Origin of the sequence: Paenibacillus sp. LX16 (assembly GCF_036252815.1) — a bacterium.
Lineage (GTDB): Bacteria > Bacillota > Bacilli > Paenibacillales > Paenibacillaceae > Paenibacillus > Paenibacillus polymyxa_B.
The window spans coordinates 185,001-208,213 of record NZ_CP141152.1 but is presented as its reverse complement, the minus strand read 5'-3'; the positions used below and the strand labels follow the sequence as shown (position 1 = coordinate 208,213).

The following is a 23,213-nucleotide window of genomic DNA, read 5'->3' as shown; positions in this document are numbered from 1 at the left end:
GATTTCACCTCATTAATGCCGGTCCCGATCAGCATCCCGATGCGAAACAGAAACAGATTCTGTCTCGCTGGAACCCAGCATTTTTCCTAAATACTCCGATATTGCAACAGAACGATGCTTACCGCCAGTACAGCCAATGCCGATAATGACCTGGCTTTTGCCTTCTTTGCGATATTGCGGAATCAAAAAGTGTAACATATCCAGCAACTTGGTCAAGAACGCCTGAGTCTCGGGCCATTTCATGACATAATCATATACATCGCTATCCTGTCCCGTGTGGGGACGTAGTTGGTCCACATAGTGGGGATTAGGCAGGAAGCGCACATCGAATATAAGATCGGCATCAATGGGAATACCATACTTGAAGCCAAAAGAAGTAATGTTCACGGAAAGCATACTACTCTCCAGATGAGAAAATCGTGAAATAATCCTCGCCTTTAAGGTTGCAGGCTTCATCACACTTGTATCAATAACCTGTGTAGCTGAGCTTTTTAGTTCTTCCAACATCTTGCGCTCCAAACGAATCCCATCCAAAGGCATGCCGTCTGGAGCCAGCGGATGACGTCTACGGCTTTCCTTATACCGCTGTACGAGAACGCCATCATTCGCATTTAAGAATAAAATTTCACAATGAATCGTAAAATGATCTTTAATATAATTCAAAGATTCCGACAAGGCAGTAAAAAATTCTCGTCCGCGTAAATCAATTACGAGTGCCACCTTGCCTATTTTACCGTTCGACTGCTCAATCAACTCGGCAAATTTGGGAATCAGTACAGGGGGCAAATTATCAACGCAGAAGAAGCCCAAGTCTTCCAGGCTCTGAACCGCAATGGTCTTCCCTGCGCCTGACATCCCCGTAATAATAATGAGCGTTGCCCACGGCGCAGCATTTTTTAGGTTGTCTGTCATATGGACTTCCCTCTCCTTTTGCTTCTTCGCTCTATGCCAGTACCCGTATTATCAATACCTGTGGATCAGGAGCGTAGCAGCAACCCTGCAGCCCCTACGATACCTGCGTCATTGCCTAACACCGCTGGTACGATATATACACCCTTTTGAAGCGGTTCAGGTGCCAGCTTGGCGTATACGCGACGCATCTCTTCAAATAAAAAGTCGCCTGCTTTAGAAACACCGCCGCCTATAATAAACAACTCTGGATTAAGCACAGCGGCAACCGCTGCCATGGATTTCCCCAAATAAAAGGCAGCCCGGTTCACGATACGCAGCGCAACCTCATCTCCAGCTTTAGCAGCATCAAATACTTCCTTGGCAGCAATTTTATCTTCCAGCGCCAGAGAGGTCCGGTCGCCACGTTCCACAGCGTCCTTGGCCATACGAATGATGCCTGTTGCGGAAGATACAGTTTCCAAGCAACCCATTTTGCCACACCCACACTGAATAGCCTCCAGATCAGGTACGACACTGATATGGCCAATTTCTCCGGCCATGCCCGAAGAACCTTGGTATATTTTACCGTTTATAATAATACCGCCACCTACTCCTGTTCCCAGGGTATAGCATACGCAGTTTTCTATGCCTTTGCCTGCACCAGCCCAAGCCTCACCCAGCGCAGCAACATTCGCATCGTTGTCTATTTTCACAGGCTTGCCAATCCGGTTCTCTAGGAGCGCACGGATCGGTACGTCACGAAAGCCAATATTAGGAGCGAGGACAATAATACCATCACGAACATTCGTAAAACCTGCAACGCCTGCACCGACACCCTTTAGTTGATCCCACTCATAAGGAGATTGCTCAACAATATGCCGCACATATTTTTCGATATTACCGATGACAACGTCTACACCTTTATCGGTTTCGGTTGGTCCCTCATATGTGTGCAAAAGCTGTCCGTTTTCATTACAAATGCCGACTTTAATCGCGGTACCGCCCAAATCGACACCTACATAGATACTTTCAGACATGTTCCAAGCCACCTTTATGTTTACTTAAAAACCTGGTATGAAATATATGCTTACAATTCCTACTTCATAATAGTAATCCTACGTTCCAACTATAATTGAAGCCCCCGTTACGGTCAAGGACACTTCCTTGTTGAAAAGTGTACGATTAGCGGAACTTTTCACCTCATGCACCCATAAAAAGGAGAAAGCCTGTGCAAACGCAGCAGGCTTTCTCTTCCTGAACAAAAGATACGGCATAACAGAGGCTTCCTTCGCTCTCCCGTTAGCCTTTTTATCTACTATAGACACTCTTTTATTGATTCAGTGTTTCGCTCCAGTCGTGAACAGCACTGCCTTCGAGATACTTCTCGCAGTCCATAGCCGCCATACAGCCCGTTCCCGCAGCCGTAATAGCCTGACGGTAACGGTTATCCTGTACATCCCCACAGGCAAAAACTCCGGGGATATTCGTTTCTGTTGTGCCTGGCTTCACTACAATATAGCCGTGTTCATCGGTATGGATTTGTCCGTTCAGGAAACCTGTGTTCGGTGTATGCCCGATGGCTACGAATACGCCATCTACCTCAATCAGCTCATCCTGATTGGTCTCATTATTGTGAACCTTCAAACCCTTTAAGCCAGCTTCTCCCGTCACAACTTCCAGAGGAGTCCGGTTTAATGCCCAATGTACTTTTTCGTTCTCACGCGCGCGATCTTGCATAATTTTGGATGCCCGCAACTCATCACGACGATGGACCAAGGTTACACTGGAAGCAAAACGGGTCAAGAAGCTCGCTTCCTCCATGGCTGAATCGCCACCGCCAACCACGACAATCTTTTTCCCGCGGAAAAAGAAGCCATCGCAAGTTGCGCACGTGCTGACTCCGCGACCTACATTGTCTTGCTCACCCGGAATGCCTAGATATTTGGCGGACGCACCTGTAGCAATAATGACCGACTCCGCCTCAATGATGCCTTTACCCTCTACCTTCACTTTAAAAGGACGTTTGCTGAAATCCACTTCCTCAACCCAACCGGAAGTAAATTCAGCGCCAAAACGTTCAGCCTGCTTGCGCATATTATCCATCAGTTCAGGCCCGAGGATACCTTGCTCAAAACCCGGGAAATTTTCAATTTCGGTCGTTGTAGTAAGCTGCCCACCGGGCTGCATCCCTTCAATGATCAGCGGATTCATGTTAGCGCGTGCCAAATAAATAGCGGCTGTGTAGCCTGCAGGACCTGTACCAATAATTATGGATTTATACATACGTTTGTTGCCTCCTTTAAGTGATGTTTGGAGCAGGTCTCAGACCTGCTTTTTAAACGTGGAGAGCGGTTGCTTCAGCTTCTGTTTGATACCACACACACTGTCAATCTGGCGCGCATAGCGGCTTACGGTCGATACGGAAATACCATAACGATCGGCTACTTCCTGATAGGTGACTGAATGATGATGCATTTTAGCTGTCAAATATTCCAGCGCCGCTGCCCATCCCTCAGTATGCTGAACCATCGGAACTTCCGGGGCAAGCCGATCCAAATACTCCAGCCAAAGCGATCTCAAATCGTGCTGCATGGCCGGATCTGATGGCTTGCTCATGACGGTCAGTACCTTATCCAGCACTGCCTGCCATTGTGGATCGACCGGGGAAGCAGATACACCACCTTCAATTGTATGCGGATCGTTCTCAACCTCCAACTGATCAGAATGTTCCGTTTCCGGGTACATTTTCTGCTCACCCTGCTCCGCCAGCTCTTGCAATACTTGCAAGGCACGGCGTTTCAGCTCATCCTCCTGGTCCGGGTCTTCTACGAAGGACTCCAGTGCCTGACGCACCTCATCATCACCGATCAAGCTTAACGCCTGAATGACCTGAAGCTGAGTCGCCCGGTCCCCGTGGCGCAAGGCCCAGAAGAAGGATGACCGGATTAGCGGGTCCTTCTTCATACTGTCAGGCACCTGGTCAGCACCAAACTTCTCCCACATGCGGAATTGCTCCTCAAACGGGAGATGATAATGATAGCTGAGCACTTGCAGCGGTGTCCCCTCCTGCTGGAGTTCCTCCAGTCGGGACAGGAAAAACCGCGGAACTTCCGAGGAAGCATCCTGCTTTTGCAAATGACTCCACAGCCGCCGAGCTTCCGCATATCTTCCGGTATTGCTGGCAGCTACCGCCGTGTAATGGTACAAAGAAGCATCCGCATTGTTCTCTCCATCGCCATGAAGCAACCTGCGAAAATGTCTGTAGGCCTCCTCATGGCGTCCGAGAATCCCCATAGTGGTCGCCAGCTTGAATACCTGCTCCTCCTGAAACGGTATAGTGACCGCCAAAGTCTGCACCAGACGATCCAATTCCGGGCCGCCGCCCTCGTGCTGATAAAAGATCGCCAAGTTGCACAATGCGTGTAAATTACCCGGCTCATCTTCCAGCACTTGAATAATGGTAGCCTTAGCATTTTGGAACAATCCCATGTAGTAATACGCCAGCGCCAGATTATTCCGCGCAGCGAACATATCCGGTTGTTCCTCTGAAATTTGCTTGAGCAACTGGGCTGCCTGAGCAAATTTCCCCTCCTCCAGCAGGACACGAGCCTGATCATGCTCTACTACTCCCTGCCGGGCCTTAATGCGGTTCAGCTTCGTTGGACGGTCCAGCTCATAATAGAGCAGCTCCATCATTTCCTCCGCTTCATCAAGAAACTGGCCTTCTTCGTCCTCCTCCAGGTACGTGACCAATGCTTTCTCCGCTTCTTCAAACTGCTCCATATTAGCGTAATTATTCGCCATATAGAAATAACACTCTGTCATCGACGAGTCTACGTCACTCAGAACAGAGGACAGGATCTCATTCGAACCTGCATAATCCCCCATCTCTGATAATATACCCGCCATATTGCAATGATTCACCGGATTATCCGGTTCATATTCAACGGCTTTGCGAAAATATTTCAATGCCTTGTCATAATGATTGCGATCAAGCGAGCGCACAGCTTTCTCAAAAAAGAAAGATGCGTCGAAACGCAAAGCAATAATTTTAGGGCTAGGTTCCGATACTCGCAGATGTTTCCCTTTCATAAATAACCAAGGCACCTCCTTTAAAAGTAACTGGCATGTTCATACCCTTCAGTATACCACAACTTCAAAACGACTTGACAGTCGATCCTGCCGCATTCCAAAAAACGGATACACTTTTGTATACCTATAGAGATGCATATAAGGATACGCTAAATAGCCGAGCGCTTTTTCCCTGTATAAATAGGGAGCGTTCGGCTAACCACTGGATACGATACTTAGACCCAATAAACGTAATAATTAAAGTCTCAGCGGCACCAGCGAGCGCTCGCGATGCTGAAATACGGCAAGCTCGCGATAGCCGACTTCATATAGAAGCGCGCGTGCCTTCTCCAAGTGCTCGGACAGCTTCGCCGGATCATGAGCATCCGATCCTACGGTCAGCGGGATGCCTAGCGAAAAAGCTTCTTCCAGCATGCGGCGGCTCGGGAACATCTCGGCACAGGGCTTCGAAAGCCCGGATGCATTCAATTCCATCGTCCGACCGCTACGGGCAACGGCTGAGATTGCAGCGCGCTCCAGTTCACGCAGCTCCTCCATTTCCTCCGGCCTCGGATGATAGCCGAAGCGCTTGATGACATCCAAATGCCCCATGATGTCATACAAACCGGTAGCTGCCGCCTTGGAAACCGCATCATAATACATGCGGTACACCTCAAGCACATTTTTGCCTTCCCAATGGTGTACCTGACGGAAGTCCGTGACATCCCATTCACCGAGAAAGTGGACGGAACCAATCACATAATCCCAGGGATACGCGGTGATGATGTCTTCGATTTCTCGTTCCCAGCCCTCGATGTAGTCGCCTTCCAAGCCAACACGAATATCAATTTGCCCTTTAAAACGTTCCTTCAGTTCCAAACATTCTTCCACGTATCGGGGCAGCTCCTCCATAGGCATCGCCATTTCCTGGTAATAGTCAGCCGGTTTTACATGCAGTAGTGGCATGTGATCGGACAAGCCAAGTTGATCCAGCCCTAGCCGAATTCCCTGCTGTACATACTCTTCCAGACTCCCTATGGCATGCCCGCAGCGGGCGTGATGCGTATGATAGTCGATTTTCATGCGACCCTCCCCCTTTCAAGACTACAACAAACCGTACTAATCACGACGAGGACGTTCATGACGGCGATTCAGCTCAGCCAGCACGTCATCGAGCGGTAGCTTGCGCTCCTGCAACAGCACCAGCAGGTGATAAATCAAATCGCTGACCTCCAGGCGCAGTTCGTCATTATCTTTATTTTTGGCGGCAATGATTGTCTCGGATGCTTCTTCGCCAACCTTTTTCAAGATTTTATCTACACCTTTATCAAAAAGATAAGTCGTGTAGGCCCCTTCAGGACGTGTCTCTTCGCGCTCCTTAATAATCGCCTCCAGCTGGGCAAGTACCTCAAAGCGGTCTGCTGAAGCACTGGAAACATCATTTACCAACGTGTGGTCTCCTGCATTTCCTGCAACAGGGGCTACAGCCGTTCCTGGCGCGGATATATTACGAAAAAAACAGCTCGTTGCTCCTGTATGACAGGCAGGACCGCTCGGAATGACACGTACCAACAGAGCATCACCGTCACAATCCAGCTGGATGGAGGTGATTTTTTGCGTATTCCCCGATGTAGCCCCCTTGTGCCACAGCTCCTGTCTGGAACGTGACCAGAACCAGGTCTCTCCCGACTCCAAAGATAGTTTCAGCGACTCGCGGTTCATGTAGGCTAGCGTAAGCACCTGAAGCATAGCATCATCCTGCACAATCGCCGAGACAAGTCCTGCCTCATTCCAGCGGACATTATCCAGTATCTGCTCCAGAGATAGCTGTTGGTTCAATTCGTTGCTCATCGTATCTCCACTCCTCTGCGCTTCAAATCCCGTTTTAGCTCAGGGATTCCTATTTCTTTATAGTGAAAAATCGTTGCTGCTAATCCAGCATCCGCTTTGCCCGCCGTAAACACGTCATAGAAATGCTCCTGTTTGCCTGCTCCGCCAGAAGCGATAACTGGAATCCCGACGGTATCCGATACCGCGGAAGTCAGTGGCAGGTCAAATCCGTCCTTGGTTCCGTCCGCATTCATGCTGGTCAGCAGAATCTCACCGGCTCCCAACTGTTCAGCTTCCTTGGCCCAGGCCAAGGCGCGGATACCAGATGGCGTGCGGCCTCCGTGTGTATACACTTCCCATTCGCCCCACGCCTCGTTGTACTTGGCATCAATGGCAACAACGATACATTGTGAGCCAAAGCTGCGCGCACCCTCCGCAATCAGCTGAGGGTTACGAACAGCCGCCGTATTTACGCCGATTTTATCAGCTCCGGCACGCAAAATGCGTTTCATATCATCGACATGAGATATCCCGCCACCTACGGTGAAAGGAATGGCAATTTCCCCGGCTGTCTGACGAACTACTTCTTCCATGGTGGCACGCCCTTCAACAGAAGCAGAAATATCCAGGAATACGATTTCGTCCGCCCCTTCCCGATCATAAAGTGCCGCCAATTCCACCGGATCGCCTGCATCGCGTAAGTTCACAAAATTAACGCCCTTAACCACCCTGCCATCCTTTACATCCAAGCAGGGAATAATACGTTTAGCCAGCATGCCTACTCCCCCTATGCCTTTGCTACAGCTTGTACGGCGACCTGTAAATCAATGCTGCCCGTATACAATGCCTTACCCACAATAGCACCGCCTACACCCTCTTTCGCATAGGTGCTCAGCGTGATTAGATCGTCCATCTTGCTGACACCGCCGGAAGCGATCACGGTTCGTCCACTGCTTTTCGCAAGCGCTACGATAGCCTCCACATTCGGGCCTTGCATCATTCCGTCGCGGGAAATGTCTGTAAAAATGAACATTTCCGCTCCCTTGGAGGCCAACTCAGCAGCCAATTCATCCGCTCGAACCTCCGAGGTTTCAAGCCATCCGCGCGTGGCCACATAGCCATTCCGTGCATCCAGACCAATGGCGATCCGATCACCGTAGGTACCCAATACTGCTTCCGTAAAAGCACGATCCTCAATCGCTGCCGTACCCAAGATCACACGGCTCACGCCCAGCGACAACAGTCGCTCCACATGTTCACGTGTACGCAAGCCGCCACCCACTTGTACAGGCACTTGCACCGCAGAAGCGATGCGCCCAATGAGCTCATCGTTCACCGGTTGACCTGCTTTAGCACCGTCCAAATCAACCAAGTGAATGTAGGAGCCGCCCAAACGCTCCCATTCTTGGGCAACCTCCACCGGGTTTTCGTTGTATATCGTCTCCTGGTTATAATCTCCTTGTACCAGTCGTACACATTTGCCATCGCGAATATCAATCGCCGGGTATATCGTGAACAAAGTATGACCCCCTTGTGAGCTATTCAACATCTATATGCCTTTACATCAATCAACGACCAAAGTTGGCGTACCACCAACTGCATACTCACGAATCGTTACGCTCGCTTTTCCGCTTCCGCTAGTTCCAAAAACTGACGAAGCAGTCGCATCCCCATTTCCCCGCTTTTCTCTGGGTGGAACTGCATGCCATATACATGGCCTCTGCCCACGATAGCTGTTACGGGCCCACCGTAGTCGGTCACCGCCAGCAGATCACCTTCGACCTCCGGCTTCGCATGATAGGAATGCACAAAATACACATGTCCTTCCTCCAAGCCCTGTAACAACGGATGATCCGGCTGAGTCATACGCAGACGATTCCAGCCCATATGCGGCACTTTAACCCCCAGATTAGGAGCAAATCGAACGACCTCGCCTGGTAAAATATTAAGCCCTTCGTGACTGCCGTATTCTTCACCACGAGTGAACAACAGTTGCATTCCTAGACAAACACCGAGCAGTGGTTGTCCAGCGCTTGCAACCTCCTGAATCACCCGATCCAGTCCGCTGGAACGCAAATGCTCCATAGCATCCCCGAATGCTCCTACACCCGGCAAAATCACACCGCTAGAGGAACGAATCACCTGGGCATCTCCCGTTACTACAGCCTCATAGCCAAGACGCTCAACCGCCTTGCTCACACTATGCAGATTGCCTCTGCCGTAATCCACAATGGCAATGGACATGGACTACAGCACTCCCTTCGTTGAAGGCACTCCCGTCACCCGCGGATCAATGGATGTCGCTTCATCCAGTGCACGTCCCAGCGCTTTGAACACCGCCTCAATCATATGGTGGGTATTTTGCCCGTAGTGAACGATGACGTGTAACGTCATGCGAGCCTCCAACGCAAATTTCCACAGAAATTCATGCACCAGCTCCGTCGAAAAGCTCCCTACCTGCTGTGACGGATACTCCGCACGATACTCAAAGTGAGGGCGATTACTCAGATCAATGACAACCTGCGCGAGCGCCTCATCCATCGGTACAAAGACGCTGGCATAGCGCTTGATTCCTTTTTTATCACCCAACGCTTCCAGCAAGGTTTGCCCCAGACAAATACCAATATCCTCTACGGTATGATGATCGTCGATATCAACATCCCCTCTGGCCTGTACATTCAAGTCAAAGTGTCCGTGCTTGGTGAACAAATCCAGCATGTGATTCAGAAACGGAACATCCGTTTCAATCTCAGCTTGCCCTGTGCCGTTTACTGCAAAAGATAGCTGAATATCCGTTTCATTCGTCTTTCGGCTGACGCTGCCTGTACGTTCTGTTACGTTATTTTCGTTCCCCATCGCCATCCACCGCCTTCTTTTCATTGTCCAATCGAACTTGTATCGCCCGTGCGTGACCTTCCAGTCCTTCATGGCGGGCAAGCTGCATAATCGTCTCTCCATTGCGCAGCAGCGCTTCCTTGCTGTAATAGATCATACTCGACTTCTTGATAAAATCATCAATATCCACTGGCGAAGAAAACCGCGCCGTTCCATTCGTCGGGATAATATGGTTAGGTCCGGCAAAATAATCGCCTACCGGCTCCGAGCTGTACGCTCCCAGGAAAATAGCCCCCGCGTTTTCGATCAGACCCACATGCTCCATCGGCTGCTCTGTCATAATTTCCAAATGTTCTGGTGCCAGTCGGTTTACAATATGGATGCCCTCTTCTAAAGTGTCAACGACAATGATAGCCCCGTATGCCTCCACCGATGCAGCAGCAATATCTCTGCGCGGCAGCTCCGCCAATTGGCGCTGTACTTCAGCTGATACTTCTTCGGCCAAGCGTTGCGAGGGCGTAACCAGTATGGCTGAGGCCATTTCGTCGTGTTCTGCCTGTGAAAGCAGGTCAGCCGCTACATAAGAGGCATTCGCTGTGTCGTCAGCCAACACAACAATTTCACTTGGTCCCGCTATACTGTCGATATCCACCGCGCCGTACACCTCGCGCTTCGCCAGCGCTACGTAAATGTTGCCGGGACCGCAAATTTTATCGACTGGTTTAATGCTATGTGTTCCGTAAGCGAGGGAAGCAATCGCTTGCGCTCCGCCAACCCTATATATTTCCGTTACACCAGCCTCTGCCGCAGCTACCAGTGTATATGGATCTATCCCTGCCTTGCCGCCTGTCGCCGGGGGTGTCACCATGACAATCTCAGGTACACCAGCCACCTGAGCGGGAATGACATTCATCAGCACCGAGGATGGATAGGCTGCTTTACCGCCCGGAACATACACGCCTACACGTTTCAACGGTCGGATAATTTGGCCGAGCAAGCTACCATCCTGCTGTAAATCCATCCACGAATTACGTTTTTGCTTCATGTGAAAAGCACGGATATTATCCGCCGCCTCTCGAATCGCCTGTAAAAAAGAAGGCTCTACCTTGTCATATGCCGCCTTCAATTCTTCCTCCGTCACACGAAGTTGCTCTGCTATCAGCGATACACCATCAAACGATTGCGTATACCGCAGGACAGCCTCATCCCCCTCTTGGCGTACCGACTGAACAATGGTACGCACAGCCTCATTTTGCTCAGGTGTGCCGTAATCCACCTCCCGTTGGAGACTGAAATTACGGGCTGATACGATCTTCATTTGTCCATTCCCCCTTACTTGCAAGCTTGCAGAATGCCCCTTTACCCATTGGCTTATTCCTTTAGTTCATGTACTCCCGGGGTGCCACCGTATTTGGAATCACCTGATGCAATCGATCACACAATGCCTGAATCGAGTTGTTTTTCATCCGGTAGCTGACCCGATTGGCAATCAGACGACTGGTAATATCCAGTATGCTGATCTGCTCGACCAATCCATTCTCCCGCAAGGTCTGCCCCGTTTCCACCATATCAACAATGCGGTCTGCCAGACCAATTAACGGCGCCAGCTCAATGGAGCCATTCAGCTTAATAACCTCCACCTGCTGGCCTTGCTCCCGAAAGTACTGGGAAGCTACATTTGGATATTTTGTAGCGACCCGCTGACGAATACCTGGCTGCCAATCTGGTAAAGCAATCACCGACATCCGACAACGGGCAATGCCCAAATCCAGCAGTTCATACACATCCTTGTTTTCTTCCAGCAAAACATCCTTGCCCACAATGCCAATGTCCGCCGCCCCGTACTCCACATACGTAGGAACATCAACGGGCTTCGCCATGATAAATTCCATGCCCAGCTCGGGCAGTGGGATGACCAGCTTGCGCGTCTCGTCCACATCCAGCGGAATGGGAACCCCTGCTCGGCGAAATAGCTCAGAAGCCTGCTTATAAATCCGTCCCTTTGGCATGGCTACCTTCAATGTTTCCGTCATGGCAATTCCCTCCTTTGTACTGGCTGTCTTCCTTCAGCTGTATAGCTGTATACCTCTGCATACAGGCCCTGCTGCTCACGACGTCGGTCTTCCGGTCCGCCCGTGAGTCCTGTCACCACAGTAAGACCTGTTGCGCGTAGTTCTGCCGCTGCAGATAACGCCTCTTGGCGTCCCTGTTCGTCATAACGGATAAGTACAGGAAGCTTCGTTTCCATTTGGATACCATCCACACCATCGACGATCCGGTTTGTCTTCAATGCAAATCCCGTTGCAGGTACGGATCGACCAAACTGCTGAAGCAGATTGTCATAGCGACCTCCGTTGCATACCGGGAACCCAATCTCCGCCGCATAGCCCTCAAAAGTCATTCCTGTATAATATGAGAAATCCCCAATCATGGTAAGGTCAATTAACACATGCTCAGACACGCCGTAAGCCTCCAGCACTTCCCATACCTCGCACAAATGTGCAATGGATTGAATCGTCTGCTGCTCCACACTAAGACGGGTAGCCTGTTCGCAAATTTCTTTTCCACCGCGCAGCCGCAGAATAGCCTCAAGTTTATCCCGGTGTTCAGGAGCCAAGCCCAAAGCTTCAATCGCTGTTCGGTAGCCCACCACATCACGACTGAGCAACAGTTCCTTTAGCGCTTGTTGTTCAGCCTGACGGCCTGGAATGATTTCCTCAAATAAGCCGTTCAGGAATCCCACATGTCCCATGGCAATTTTAAAAGAATTCACCCCTGCTGCCTGTAATGATGCAATTGCCAATGCTACAACTTCTGCATCAGCCTCAGGTGAATCATCACCCACCAGCTCCACACCCGTCTGAAAAAACTCCGCTTCTCTTCCTGCCTCTTCCTCAATCGCCCGAAATACATTTGCGTGATAGGAAAGTCGGAGCGGTACTTCCTCTTCCTTTAGCAACGAAGATACCACCCGTGCAATTGGAGCGGTCATATCCGATCGCAGCACCAACGTGGTGCCCCGGTTATTGAGTAATTTAAACAGCTTCCGATCGGAAGTAGAACTAGCCACTCCCACCGTATCGTAGTATTCCATCGTAGGCGTCATAATCTGGCGGTAACCCCAACGCTCCATGCATTCGAGTACATTCAGTTCAATGGCCCGCAGCTTCGACACTGCACGCGGAAGATAATCTCGAACCCCTACAGGGATCTCGAATCCTTTTGGCTTAGACATCTCTATCACCTCATGATTTCACAATATCTTTATCATGGTAAAGTGCTAACAAACTAAAGTATATTCGATATATTATCATGCTCTACTTGTGAACGTCAACCGAACGACGCAGCCCTTTTTTACAGATTCGCCAAGCAGCTGCCCCTCTCTATATTTTATCCAATGCAAAATACATGAATCCTATATGAAAAACATCTATCAACGTATTTTCACGGAGCAAGACCGCGCTTACGTTAATTTTTCTTGTGCATATAGAGTTGTTTAGCTCCACTGAAAATTTATAAATTCTATACTCTAAAAAAAGACTGCCAGCTTTAAGCTAACAGTCCAAATCAAAATATTTAGCTATTCACCTGTTCATCTTTACTCCGGGAAGGAAACTTCGGAACCGTGCCCAAACCGATCCATGCGAATGGTACATATCGAAAACACAACGTCACAATCAGCCATGAGCCAAACAGCGCCAACAACCATCCACCCGCAACAGAGAAGATATATTCTACCGGCGTCCCATGCAAATCCAACTTGCGATACACCCGCAGTAACGCCGGGTGAAGTAAATAAATACCGAAAGAACATGCCCCCAACCAACTGATTAACATTCGCAGCCTATCGTTAGTATGACGATATAATAAAACCGAGCATTGAAACAACACTAACGCGGATACGAGAGCATATGCACTATGGAGCAGTTCATAGATCAGTGAGTCTGCATAGATGGCTTTGCGGTATGCTACAAACCATATTTGTACATAAGCTATACCCAGGAGTAGCCAAGCCACCCACAACCCCCACCAACTGATCAACTGACCACGTCTAATTACTGTACCTGACACTGGAAAAAGCCACTTTTTAAACCCTTCATATCCAATCGCTACAGCTGCGCCCAAGGCAAAATAACTGATATACGTAATCGCGAGACTTCCTCTTTCCTCTTGCCAAACATATTTGTTCAGCAATACAAACCCCCATTGAATGACTAACCCTACTGCCAAAATGATACAGGCTGCTCTCCGCGGACTCGATATCCAATGACATAAGCGCTGCACTCCCCTCAACAACAGCGGGAAGACCAAATAAAATTGGATGATGATGATGACATAATACAAATGCGTGTACGCCTTTCCCGTTAACAGCACGAGCGGAAGATCACTGAGCGGCATCAACCCGCGTGTTACCAAGGTCAAATAATACACAAGAGAAAACAAAACGTACGGTAACACAATAAACATCAGTCTTTTTCGGAAAAATATAAGCATATTCTTACCACGAAGCGGCCTATCGACATAATTGTAAAATAAAACAAACCCGCTCACAAAAATAAATACGGGCACTGCAAAGCTACTAAACACATTTAAAAATAAAAAAGGATAAAACAATAGAGAATGACGCGCATCAATTAAAGCCATTGAAGTCGCATGAATGGTAACAACAGCTGCAATTAATATTCCCCGGTAAATATCAAGCTCTGGTATACGTTCTTTTTTGACCAAATCAACACGCTCCCATATCGCCTTGCAAATATGTCTTTTATCAATTTTTAAACATAATCAACATGCATTACCCCACTTATTATACAGAAAAACAACACAAGAAAGACCCCTTAATACATAAGGGGTCTTTCTTATTGTGCTATTTACTACTCATCCACACCAGAGCGTCTTAAATCACGCAACGGATTGCCACCCACAAATGCACCTGCGGGCACGTCTTTATGCACGACCGCTCCGGCAGCTACGATAGCTCCGTCACCAATGGTGACACCCGGAAGAATGGTTGTGTTGGCGCCGATCAGCACATGATCACCAATCACCACTTTACCGATACGATACTCCTCAATGAGGTATTCGTGGGCCAGTATCGTCGTGTTATATCCAATGACCGAATTGTTCCCTATCGTAATATGCTCTGGAAAAAAAACATCCACCATCACCATCAGGCCGAAGGCCGCATGTTGCCCCACCTTCATTCCCAGCATTCTGCGGTAAATGACGTTTTTCAGAGAAAGCACAGGACAATACCGGGCAATCTGTATAAAAATAAAGTTCTTAATACCTTTCCAGCGGCTTACCGTCCGATAAATCTGCCACAACGCATTGGGACCTTCTACAGGATAGCGGTTCACCTTTCTCACGATACATTGACACCTTGAAGCTCCAGCTTCAGCAAATCTCGCATATCATGCAACATGTAGTCAGGCCCATATCCGCGCAGAGTTTCCTCGCCCTTGAGCGACCAAGCTACACCAGCCGATTTCACACCTGCTGCCTGAGCTGACAAAATATCAAAAGAACTGTCTCCGACCATCAATGTGTGCTCTGCTTCAGCATTCAAACCTGCCAAGGCCTTGAGCACTGGCTCAGCGTGTGGCTTTGGATGCTCTACATCGTCTACCGTCACAATATAGTCCATAGAGGAAGTCAGATTGAACAGATTAAGTACACGTATCGTGGATGGTCGTATTTTGGTTGTCACAACCCCCAGCTTAATTCCTCTCGCACGCAACTCCTGAATAACCTCAATGAATATGGAAATGGCTTCACCATTCGATCATGATGAATCTGATTATAAGCACGGTAGTCCTTAACCAACCCAGATACATCCGTTAATCCCGAAAAAGTACGGAGTTGATCATCCAGTGTTCCACCCATATGAGGAATAATATGCTCCCGCGTCAGCGGATCAGCATCCGGTTGATTCAAAATGTGTAGAAATGTGCTGATAATCAACTCATTCGTATCCATGATGGTGCCGTCCAAATCAAACAAAATCGTATTTATCATAGATGCTCCTTCTTGTCCCTCGTCCGTGTCTTTCTTAGGTAGCTTATCCGCCGTAGCTGTTGGAGGAACCCGCATCTTGTCCTGGACGGGATACCTGTTCTGGCGTCACGTCAGGTACCTGATCAATCCCTGCTTTGTTGGAGATAATCGGGTCGCTATACCGAGCAACAGATGTGCCCTTCTGGCGACGAAACCAAAATGAAAATCACGGCAGCCACCACAATGAAAATAGGCAGCAATTTGTGATATCCGTACGTTACCATAACTTGGGTCCAGATGCCCTGGTTCAAACCCTAACCATACCATAGGAGACCACAGAGCATTTACAAAGGAAGCGAGCCAATCCGGTCCCTGAAAAGCCAAACTGTCCGTCCGTACACGCTCGATGAAAAAACGACCAATCGAGTACCAAATGAAGTAAAACGCAAACATTTCGCCTGCACGTACAAATTTCATACGACGAATGCCGAGCAGCAAAATCACACCTACAATACTCCACAGTGATTCATATAAAAATGTAGGATGATGAAACACCCGTTAACGTTCATCTGATTCACAATGAAGTCCGGCAGATGCAGTTGATTTCGCAACAAAAAGCTCTTCCGTCGGTCCACCGTAGGCTTCCTGATTGACAAAATTACCCCAGCGTCCAATCGCTTGACCGAATTAGTAGACCTGGTGCGCAAATATCAGCGATACGCCAGAAATTATACCCTTTGATACCGGAAATAAATGACCGCACATATAATGGCCCCGATCAAGGCACCGTATATCGCATACCGCCATTCCAAATTTTAAAAACATCCCATAGATATCTCGGTAGTCTTCCCATTTGAAGGCTACATAATAAATACGCGCTCCAATAATAGCTGATGGAACACCAGAAGCAGCATATCCATAAAAAAGTCCTGCGGAATACCGAATCTTTTTCCTTCACGGATAGCGAGATATAAACCCACAAGCGCCGCCAGCCCCAAAATAAGCCCATACCAGTGGACCTTGATTGCCCCGATTGAAAAAGCGATCGGATTCAGCAGTAATGTTGCCGTTGACATATGTTTCTCTCACTCCTCGTTCTTCCTTGCAAACGAACAAACCTTAGTCCATCTCTTCCATATCTTCAGAAATCGTAGCAGTCAGCTTGTTTGTAAATTGCAGGGCTGCATTAACACCCATTTGTTTCAAACGATAGTTCATCGCCGCAACCTCGATAATAACAGCCAAGTTCGGCCCGGACGAACTGGGATCGTAACCAGTGGAACATCTGTATCAATAATGCGTGTCGTTTCCTCATCGAGACCAAGACGGTCATACTGTTTGTCCTGCTGCCATGCCTCCAGACGGACAACCAATGTAATCCGTTTGTTATTACGAACTGCACCAGCACCAAATAGCGTCATCACATTAATAATGCCCACGCCACGAATTTCCAACAGATGACGGATCAGCTCCGGTGCTGTACCATGCAGCTGAAAATCGGACGTTTGCCGAATTTCTACCGCATCATCTGCTACCAAGCGATGTCCACGTTTAACCAGTTCCAGTGCCGTTTCACTTTTACCAATTCCACTACTCCCTGTGATAAGCATTCCCACGCCATACACGTCACACAGTACACCATGAATAGTCGCCGTAGGAGCCAGCTTTCTTTCGAGAAAGCCTGTGATGCGGCTTGATAAAATCGTCGTCGCCATATTAGTGCGCAGTACAGGAATATCTCGCTCTGCACTCGCCTCCACTAACTCAGCCGGTACCTCCAGACCACGCGTGATGATAATGCATGGAGTCAGCTCTGTACACAGACGCTCCATCCGATCCCGTCGCTCCTCAGGTGGCAGCATCCCCAGAAAAGCCAACTCAGACCTTCCCAGAAGCTGTACCCGCTCCTGTGTATGATATTCAAAATACCCGGCCATCTCCAGACCTGGGCGATTCAAATCGTCCACTGTGATCAGTCTTCGCAGACCTTTTTCACCGGAAATAACTTCCATTTGAAACTGCTGTACAAGCTCGGATACCTTTACCTGTTTAGCCATTGTATTCTCCCCTTCATCTGCAAAACCGGATTCTATACGTCATTTGATTTATGTAGCTTTACCCTATTAACCATACAGCCCAACGCCAGTCTATGCTGCACTGCACCAATCCACACTCTACTTAATTTAACACTATGGTTCCAGGCTAACTTTATTCCGACAGCTGGGTTGATCCCATCTAGGACTCCTGCCAACGAACCCTGCCTGCATCTAGACCTGCACCATTGTACCCATCGTATCGGAATTTTCCAATGAATGCAATGCCGAAGCTAGTAGCCGTATGCGATATACAAAAAGAGTCGCAGTTCTCCGCTTGGGGGAAACTGCGACTCTCTTCCAGAGGCAAATCTTATTCGCCAACCAGAATACTCAATTCCGATTCTTTATCAAAAATATGAACCTTGTTCATATCAACAGCCAACTTCGCTTTAACACCATCACGAGTATTGGAGCGTCCGTCTACACGGGCAATAATCGTATCGTTTCCAGCACCGCTCAGGTACAACAGCATTTCATGACCGAGATTTTCCGTTACATCCACAGTGGATGTAAAGATCGTATTCGGAGAAGCCTCCAAGAATACAGGCTCTTCATGAATATCCTCAGGACGGATACCCAAGATCACTTCTTTGCCGATATAGCCCTTCGCTTTTAAAATCTGTCCTTTACCTTCTGGTACGAACAGATCCAGACCTGGCGCATTAAAGTGCAATGCACCTTCTTTTTCAACCAGCTTACCTGTGATAAAGTTCATCGTAGGAGAGCCGATAAAACCAGCTACGAACAGATTCACTGGACGGTTGTACAGTTCATCTGGGGATGCAGCTTGTTGGATAATACCATCCTTCATAACTACAATCCGGTCACCCATCGTCATGGCTTCGACCTGGTCATGGGTTACGTAGATAACAGTCGTTTCCAGACGCTTAGCCAGCTTCGTGATTTCCGCACGCATCTGACCACGCAGCTTGGCATCCAAGTTGGACAGTGGCTCATCCATCAAGAACACTTGCGGGTCACGGACAATCGCACGTCCCAAGGCAACACGCTGGCGTTGACCACCTGATAACGCTTTCGGCTTACGATCCAGCAGATGCTCAATATCAAGGATTTTAGCCGCTTCACGTACACGTTTATCAATTTCTTCTTTCTTCACCTTACGGAGCTTCAGACCAAAAGCCATATTTTGGTATACATTCATATGCGGATACAAGGCATAGGATTGGAATACCATCGCGATATCGCGGTCCTTTGGAGCCACGTCGTTCACAACACGATCTCCAATGTACAATTTACCGTCTGAAATTTCCTCCAGACCAGCGATCATACGGAGCGTAGTAGATTTACCACAACCGGAAGGACCAACCAATACGAGAAACTCTTTATCTTGAATGTCCAAATTGACATCAACAACTGTAGCTTTATCTGCACCCGGATATTTCTTAAAAATATGCTCTAAACGTACACCAGCCATAGCTTTTGCCTCCCTAAGATCAAGTTATGAAATCGAATACATTTCTTACTTGTATCTTACCCTAGTCCCCGTAACGTGGCTATTCGCAAACTGCACAAAAATGCTATTTCCTTTTTGTCACTTTGTACAATAGGAGATAGAGCTTGACCAAAACTGCATCATTAAACGTCCGCACGTCCAATCCGGTCTCCTGTTTGATCTTGTCCAAACGGTAAATTAACGTATTTCGATGCACATACAGACGCTTAGCTGTCTCACTCACATTACAATCCAATTGAAAAAAGATATCTAATGTAGCCATCGTCTCTGAGTCTTCCAGTATGACAGATGACTTCATTACCTGCTCTAAAAATAGTACGCGTTGTTCCTTGGGAATGCGGTTTAATAGCCTTTCTAAATGAAGCTCCCATGAAAAGTGGATGTGCTCTGTTACATGAAAAATCTTGCCCAAATGTATGGTCTCCCATAACAAATTCAGCTCTTGGGGGAGACTTTGCAAAGGGATCGAAGGCTTAGAAACCGCCAAATGGAATACACCCACCCACTCATTCGCAATAAGCTCATATAGGCCCAAGCTAAAAGCTGTAAGAACCTCCTCCAGCGATTCCGTAAAATCTGCATCCCTGGACTCAGTGTCTTTATCCCGTTCATCGTCCGCTCCTAATAAAAGCTCCTTTTTAGCCATAATCAGCCAAGACTGTTCGTCCAATGGAGTAAGCAGCACATCCCCTCCAAAATAGCTCGCGAACAATCGATGAAGTTGCGTATAAGTAATAGCCCCCTCCTGGGTTCCCTCGCCATTCAGTAAAATCGGAACCATACACGCTGATAGCGAATCACGAAGCTGCAATTCATCAGGAACCTCTTCTTCCCTGTTTAGATTGGCAGCCTGCTGTATGAGCCATTGTCCAAAACGATTCATCCGCTCTTCCTCGCTATAAATCGGGTTGTCCGACAATTGTGGACCGTTCTGCCAGACCTGCTCCATGTTCCCCAATAGCGCTTCAACCAGTTTACGTTCTCGATCCGTCAAATATCTGGCCTCTACCACAAAGGCAGCCAGTTCACCTGCTGACGCACGAAACGGAAAATATAACTTGTTGTCACGGACAAACGATCTATCCGGAATAACTGAATCGGCTGTCTCTCCTTCTGCCATCATTTCCGGGCACCAAGGCAGTATGGTAAAAGGCGCTTGAATAATATTCTGAAGCTGTTGTTGAATCCATTCTGTATCCAGAGTCACGCGATCACCACTTCACTTTTTTAGAATATAGAATAAGCACTAAGCGAATATAATGAACTCATTATAACCTGTCGATACCGTAAAATAAAAAAGCTATATTAAAACATAACTTAAAACAATACAAAAAAGTCATCAACCTATAGTTGATGACTTCTGATGAGCCATGAAGGACTCGAACCTTCGACACCCTGATTAAAAGTCAGGTGCTCTACCAACTGAGCTAATGGCTCGTAAAACTGGTGGAGGATGATGGATTCGAACCACCGAACCCGTAAGGGAGCAGATTTACAGTCTGATGCGTTTGGCCACTTCGCTAATCCTCCATATAAAGGTGGCTCGGGACGGAATCGAACCGCCGACACGAGGATTTTCAGTCCTCTGCTCTACCGACTGAGCTACCGAGCCATATCCATTAACAAAAAAATAAAGTGCGGAGGGATACCCCTTCCCACTTTAGTACGGTAAAACTATTGAATTGAAAAATGGCGGAACTGACGGGATTCGAACCCGCGATCTCCTGCGTGACAGGCAGGCATGTTAGGCCTCTACACCACAGTTCCCTAGATTTTTCAAAATTCAAAAATGGTGCCGGCGAGAGGACTTGAACCCCCAACCTACTGATTACAAGTCAGTTGCTCTACCAGTTGAGCTACACCGGCACAATGGTGGAGGCTGAGGGGATCGAACCCCCGACCCTCTGCTTGTAAGGCAGATGCTCTCCCAGCTGAGCTAAGCCTCCTGGGTATGTATGGTAGCGGCGGAGGGGATCGAACCCCCGACCTCACGGGTATGAACCGTACGCTCTAGCCAGCTGAGCTACACCGCCATAACATTTCGCTAGCTTGTCCTAAATGGCGGAGAGAGAGGGATTCGAACCCTCGCACCACTTTCGCAGTCTAACCCCTTAGCAGAGGGTCCCCTTATAGCCACTTGGGTATCTCTCCATATAAACGGACTCGCTTAGCAAAACTCCGCAAGTTATTCTGTATCTCACCAGAGTGATTTGGAATATCAAGCGCAATTTCAAGGTTACACCCTGAAAACTGGATCCGAAACTCATTTGCGTTTTATTTTAGGATAAGCCCTCGACCGATTAGTATTGGTCAGCTCCATGCATTACTGCACTTCCACCCCCAACCTATCTACCTCGTCGTCTTCAAGGGGTCTTACTAATTGGGAAATCTCATCTTGAGGGGGGCTTCACGCTTAGATGCTTTCAGCGCTTATCCCTTCCGTACATAGCTACCCAGCGGTGCTCCTGGCGGAACAACTGGTACACCAGCGGTACGTCCATCCCGGTCCTCTCGTACTAAGGACAGCTCCTCTCAAATTTCCTACGCCCACGACAGATAGGGACCGAACTGTCTCACGACGTTCTGAACCCAGCTCGCGTACCGCTTTAATGGGCGAACAGCCCAACCCTTGGGACCTACTTCAGCCCCAGGATGCGATGAGCCGACATCGAGGTGCCAAACCTCCCCGTCGATGTGGACTCTTGGGGGAGATAAGCCTGTTATCCCCAGGGTAGCTTTTATCCGTTGAGCGATGGCCCTTCCATGCGGTACCACCGGATCACTAAGCCCGACTTTCGTCCCTGCTCGACTTGTAGGTCTCGCAGTCAAGCTCCCTTCTGCCTTTGCACTCTTCGAATGATTTCCAACCATTCTGAGGGAACCTTGGGGCGCCTCCGTTACTCTTTAGGAGGCGACCGCCCCAGTCAAACTGCCCACCTGACACTGTCCTCGCACCGGTTCACGGTACCAAGTTAGAACCTAGATACGATCAGGGTGGTATCCCAAGGATGCCTCCTCTCAAGCTGGCGCTCAAGATTCTACGGCTCCCACCTATCCTGTACAGATCGTACCCAAATTCAATATCAAGCTGCAGTAAAGCTCCATGGGGTCTTTCCGTCTTGTCGCGGGTAACCTGCATCTTCACAGGTATTAAAATTTCACCGGATCTCTCGTTGAGACAGCGCCCAAGTCGTTACGCCATTCGTGCGGGTCAGAATTTACCTGACAAGGAATTTCGCTACCTTAGGACCGTTATAGTTACGGCCGCCGTTTACTGGGGCTTCGGTTCATAGCTTCGCCCCGAAGGGCTTACCACTCCCCTTAACCTTCCAGCACCGGGCAGGCGTCAGCCCGTATACTTCGCCTTGCGGCTTCGCACAGACCTGTGTTTTTGCTAAACAGTCGCTTGGGCCTTTTCACTGCGGCCCCCTCGGGCTATTCACCCTACCGAGGCACCCCTTCTCCCGAAGTTACGGGGTCATTTTGCCGAGTTCCTTAACGAGAGTTCTTCCGCGCGCCTTAGAATTCTCTTCTCGCCTACCTGTGTCGGTTTGCGGTACGGGCACCTTCTCCTGGCTAGAGGCTTTTCTTGGCAGTCTGAGATCATGACCTTCGCTACTATAATTTTCGCTCCCCATCACAGCCCAGCCTTACGATGTGCGGATTTGCCTACACACCAGCCTCACTGCTTAGACGGACATCCATCAGTCCGCGTCACTACCCTACTGCGTCACCCCATCGCTCATAACGGATTACGGTGGTACAGGAATTTCGACCTGTTGTCCTTCGACTACGCCTATCGGCCTCGCCTTAGGTCCCGACTTACCCTGAGCGGACGAACCTTCCTCAGGAACCCTTAGGCTTTCGGCGGATCTGATTCTCACAGATCTTTTCGTTACTCATACCGGCATTCTCACTTGAATGCAGTCCAGCGCTCCTTACGGTACACCTTCAACCCACATTCAACGCTCCCCTACCCCTGATGCAAAGCATCAAGCCATAGCTTCGGTGGTGTGTTT

At 48.8% G+C, this 23,213-nt stretch carries 18 protein-coding genes, 8 tRNA genes, 1 rRNA gene and 3 pseudogenes (1 of these 30 only partly in view); all 30 read right to left on the bottom strand.

Annotated features, from left to right (window positions below):
• Window positions 1-12: 12 nt before the first annotated feature.
• On the bottom strand, window positions 13-912 hold the full coding sequence (gene rapZ, locus T3H97_RS00925; RefSeq protein ID WP_328801431.1) for an RNase adapter RapZ: 900 nt from the start codon (window positions 910-912) through the stop codon (window positions 13-15).
• A 65-nt stretch (window positions 913-977) separates the two neighbouring features.
• Window positions 978-1,928, bottom strand: a complete 951-nt coding sequence (locus T3H97_RS00920; protein ID WP_328801430.1) for an ROK family glucokinase — start codon at window positions 1,926-1,928, stop codon at window positions 978-980.
• 292 nt (window positions 1,929-2,220) lie between these two features.
• Window positions 2,221-3,174: a thioredoxin-disulfide reductase gene (trxB, locus tag T3H97_RS00915; RefSeq protein WP_328801429.1), complete on the bottom strand. Its 954-nt coding sequence runs from the start codon at window positions 3,172-3,174 to the stop codon at window positions 2,221-2,223.
• A gap of 39 nt (window positions 3,175-3,213) precedes the next feature.
• Entirely contained in the window at window positions 3,214-4,983 is a 1,770-nt protein-coding gene (locus T3H97_RS00910; protein WP_254329963.1) for a tetratricopeptide repeat protein, read from the bottom strand.
• A gap of 237 nt (window positions 4,984-5,220) precedes the next feature.
• A complete protein-coding gene (hisJ, locus tag T3H97_RS00905; RefSeq protein ID WP_328801428.1) occupies window positions 5,221-6,045 on the bottom strand; it encodes a histidinol-phosphatase HisJ in 825 nt (274 codons plus the stop codon).
• Between the two features lie 36 nt (window positions 6,046-6,081).
• Entirely contained in the window at window positions 6,082-6,813 is a 732-nt protein-coding gene (gene hisIE / locus T3H97_RS00900) for a bifunctional phosphoribosyl-AMP cyclohydrolase/phosphoribosyl-ATP diphosphatase HisIE (protein ID WP_328801427.1), read from the bottom strand.
• Window positions 6,810-7,568: an imidazole glycerol phosphate synthase subunit HisF gene (gene hisF, locus T3H97_RS00895; protein WP_013308248.1), complete on the bottom strand. Its 759-nt coding sequence runs from the start codon at window positions 7,566-7,568 to the stop codon at window positions 6,810-6,812. The genes hisIE and hisF overlap by 4 nt, the downstream gene beginning before the upstream one ends.
• A gap of 11 nt (window positions 7,569-7,579) precedes the next feature.
• A complete protein-coding gene (gene hisA, locus T3H97_RS00890) occupies window positions 7,580-8,311 on the bottom strand; it encodes a 1-(5-phosphoribosyl)-5-[(5-phosphoribosylamino)methylideneamino]imidazole-4-carboxamide isomerase (RefSeq protein ID WP_328801426.1) in 732 nt (243 codons plus the stop codon).
• Window positions 8,312-8,406: 95 nt separating this feature from the next.
• A complete protein-coding gene (hisH, locus tag T3H97_RS00885; protein WP_328801425.1) occupies window positions 8,407-9,036 on the bottom strand; it encodes an imidazole glycerol phosphate synthase subunit HisH in 630 nt (209 codons plus the stop codon).
• Between the two features lie 3 nt (window positions 9,037-9,039).
• On the bottom strand, window positions 9,040-9,648 hold the full coding sequence (gene hisB / locus T3H97_RS00880; protein ID WP_328801424.1) for an imidazoleglycerol-phosphate dehydratase HisB: 609 nt from the start codon (window positions 9,646-9,648) through the stop codon (window positions 9,040-9,042).
• Entirely contained in the window at window positions 9,632-10,945 is a 1,314-nt protein-coding gene (gene hisD / locus T3H97_RS00875; protein WP_328801423.1) for a histidinol dehydrogenase, read from the bottom strand. The genes hisB and hisD overlap by 17 nt, the downstream gene beginning before the upstream one ends.
• Before the next feature lie 61 nt (window positions 10,946-11,006).
• On the bottom strand, window positions 11,007-11,660 hold the full coding sequence (gene hisG / locus T3H97_RS00870) for an ATP phosphoribosyltransferase (protein ID WP_328801422.1): 654 nt from the start codon (window positions 11,658-11,660) through the stop codon (window positions 11,007-11,009).
• Window positions 11,657-12,862, bottom strand: a complete 1,206-nt coding sequence (locus tag T3H97_RS00865) for an ATP phosphoribosyltransferase regulatory subunit (protein WP_328801421.1) — start codon at window positions 12,860-12,862, stop codon at window positions 11,657-11,659. Before T3H97_RS00865 ends, hisG begins: the two co-directional genes overlap by 4 nt.
• Window positions 12,863-13,203: 341 nt before the next feature.
• Window positions 13,204-14,355, bottom strand: coding sequence for an acyltransferase (locus T3H97_RS00860; RefSeq protein WP_328801420.1), 1,152 nt, complete (start codon window positions 14,353-14,355; stop codon window positions 13,204-13,206).
• A 146-nt stretch (window positions 14,356-14,501) separates the two neighbouring features.
• The gene (locus T3H97_RS00855; protein ID WP_134902363.1) at window positions 14,502-14,996 is read right to left on the bottom strand and encodes an acyltransferase; all 495 of its coding nucleotides are present in this window, start codon (window positions 14,994-14,996) and stop codon (window positions 14,502-14,504) included.
• Window positions 14,993-15,645, bottom strand: a pseudogene (gene ppaX, locus T3H97_RS00850) (pyrophosphatase PpaX). Before ppaX ends, T3H97_RS00855 begins: the two are co-directional and overlap by 4 nt.
• A gap of 105 nt (window positions 15,646-15,750) precedes the next feature.
• Window positions 15,751-16,299: pseudogene (locus T3H97_RS00845) on the bottom strand (prolipoprotein diacylglyceryl transferase family protein).
• 185 nt (window positions 16,300-16,484) lie between these two features.
• Window positions 16,485-16,700: a prolipoprotein diacylglyceryl transferase family protein gene (locus T3H97_RS00840; protein ID WP_328801419.1), complete on the bottom strand. Its 216-nt coding sequence runs from the start codon at window positions 16,698-16,700 to the stop codon at window positions 16,485-16,487.
• Window positions 16,701-16,743: 43 nt separating this feature from the next.
• Window positions 16,744-17,681, bottom strand: a pseudogene (gene hprK / locus T3H97_RS00835) (HPr(Ser) kinase/phosphatase).
• A gap of 349 nt (window positions 17,682-18,030) precedes the next feature.
• Complete coding sequence (locus T3H97_RS00830) at window positions 18,031-19,155, bottom strand: ABC transporter ATP-binding protein (RefSeq protein ID WP_250241705.1); 1,125 nt, start codon at window positions 19,153-19,155, stop codon at window positions 18,031-18,033.
• A gap of 103 nt (window positions 19,156-19,258) precedes the next feature.
• Window positions 19,259-20,401 carry a PucR family transcriptional regulator gene (locus tag T3H97_RS00825; RefSeq protein WP_328801418.1) on the bottom strand — a complete coding sequence of 381 codons (1,143 nt, stop codon included), beginning with the start codon at window positions 20,399-20,401 and terminating at the stop codon, window positions 19,259-19,261.
• Between the two features lie 157 nt (window positions 20,402-20,558).
• A tRNA-Lys gene (locus T3H97_RS00820) sits at window positions 20,559-20,631 on the bottom strand.
• A gap of 7 nt (window positions 20,632-20,638) precedes the next feature.
• Window positions 20,639-20,724 (bottom strand) — tRNA-Tyr (locus T3H97_RS00815).
• Between the two features lie 9 nt (window positions 20,725-20,733).
• Window positions 20,734-20,806: transfer RNA gene (locus T3H97_RS00810), tRNA-Phe, on the bottom strand.
• Between the two features lie 78 nt (window positions 20,807-20,884).
• Window positions 20,885-20,961, bottom strand: a tRNA-Asp gene (locus T3H97_RS00805).
• Window positions 20,962-20,984: 23 nt separating this feature from the next.
• Window positions 20,985-21,060: transfer RNA gene (locus tag T3H97_RS00800), tRNA-Thr, on the bottom strand.
• Window positions 21,061-21,064: 4 nt separating this feature from the next.
• A tRNA-Val gene (locus T3H97_RS00795) sits at window positions 21,065-21,140 on the bottom strand.
• A gap of 10 nt (window positions 21,141-21,150) precedes the next feature.
• A tRNA-Met gene (locus T3H97_RS00790) sits at window positions 21,151-21,227 on the bottom strand.
• Window positions 21,228-21,253: 26 nt separating this feature from the next.
• A tRNA-Ser gene (locus T3H97_RS00785) sits at window positions 21,254-21,345 on the bottom strand.
• 129 nt (window positions 21,346-21,474) lie between these two features.
• Window positions 21,475-23,213: ribosomal RNA gene (locus T3H97_RS00780) — 23S ribosomal RNA — on the bottom strand (it continues 1,188 nt past the right edge of the window).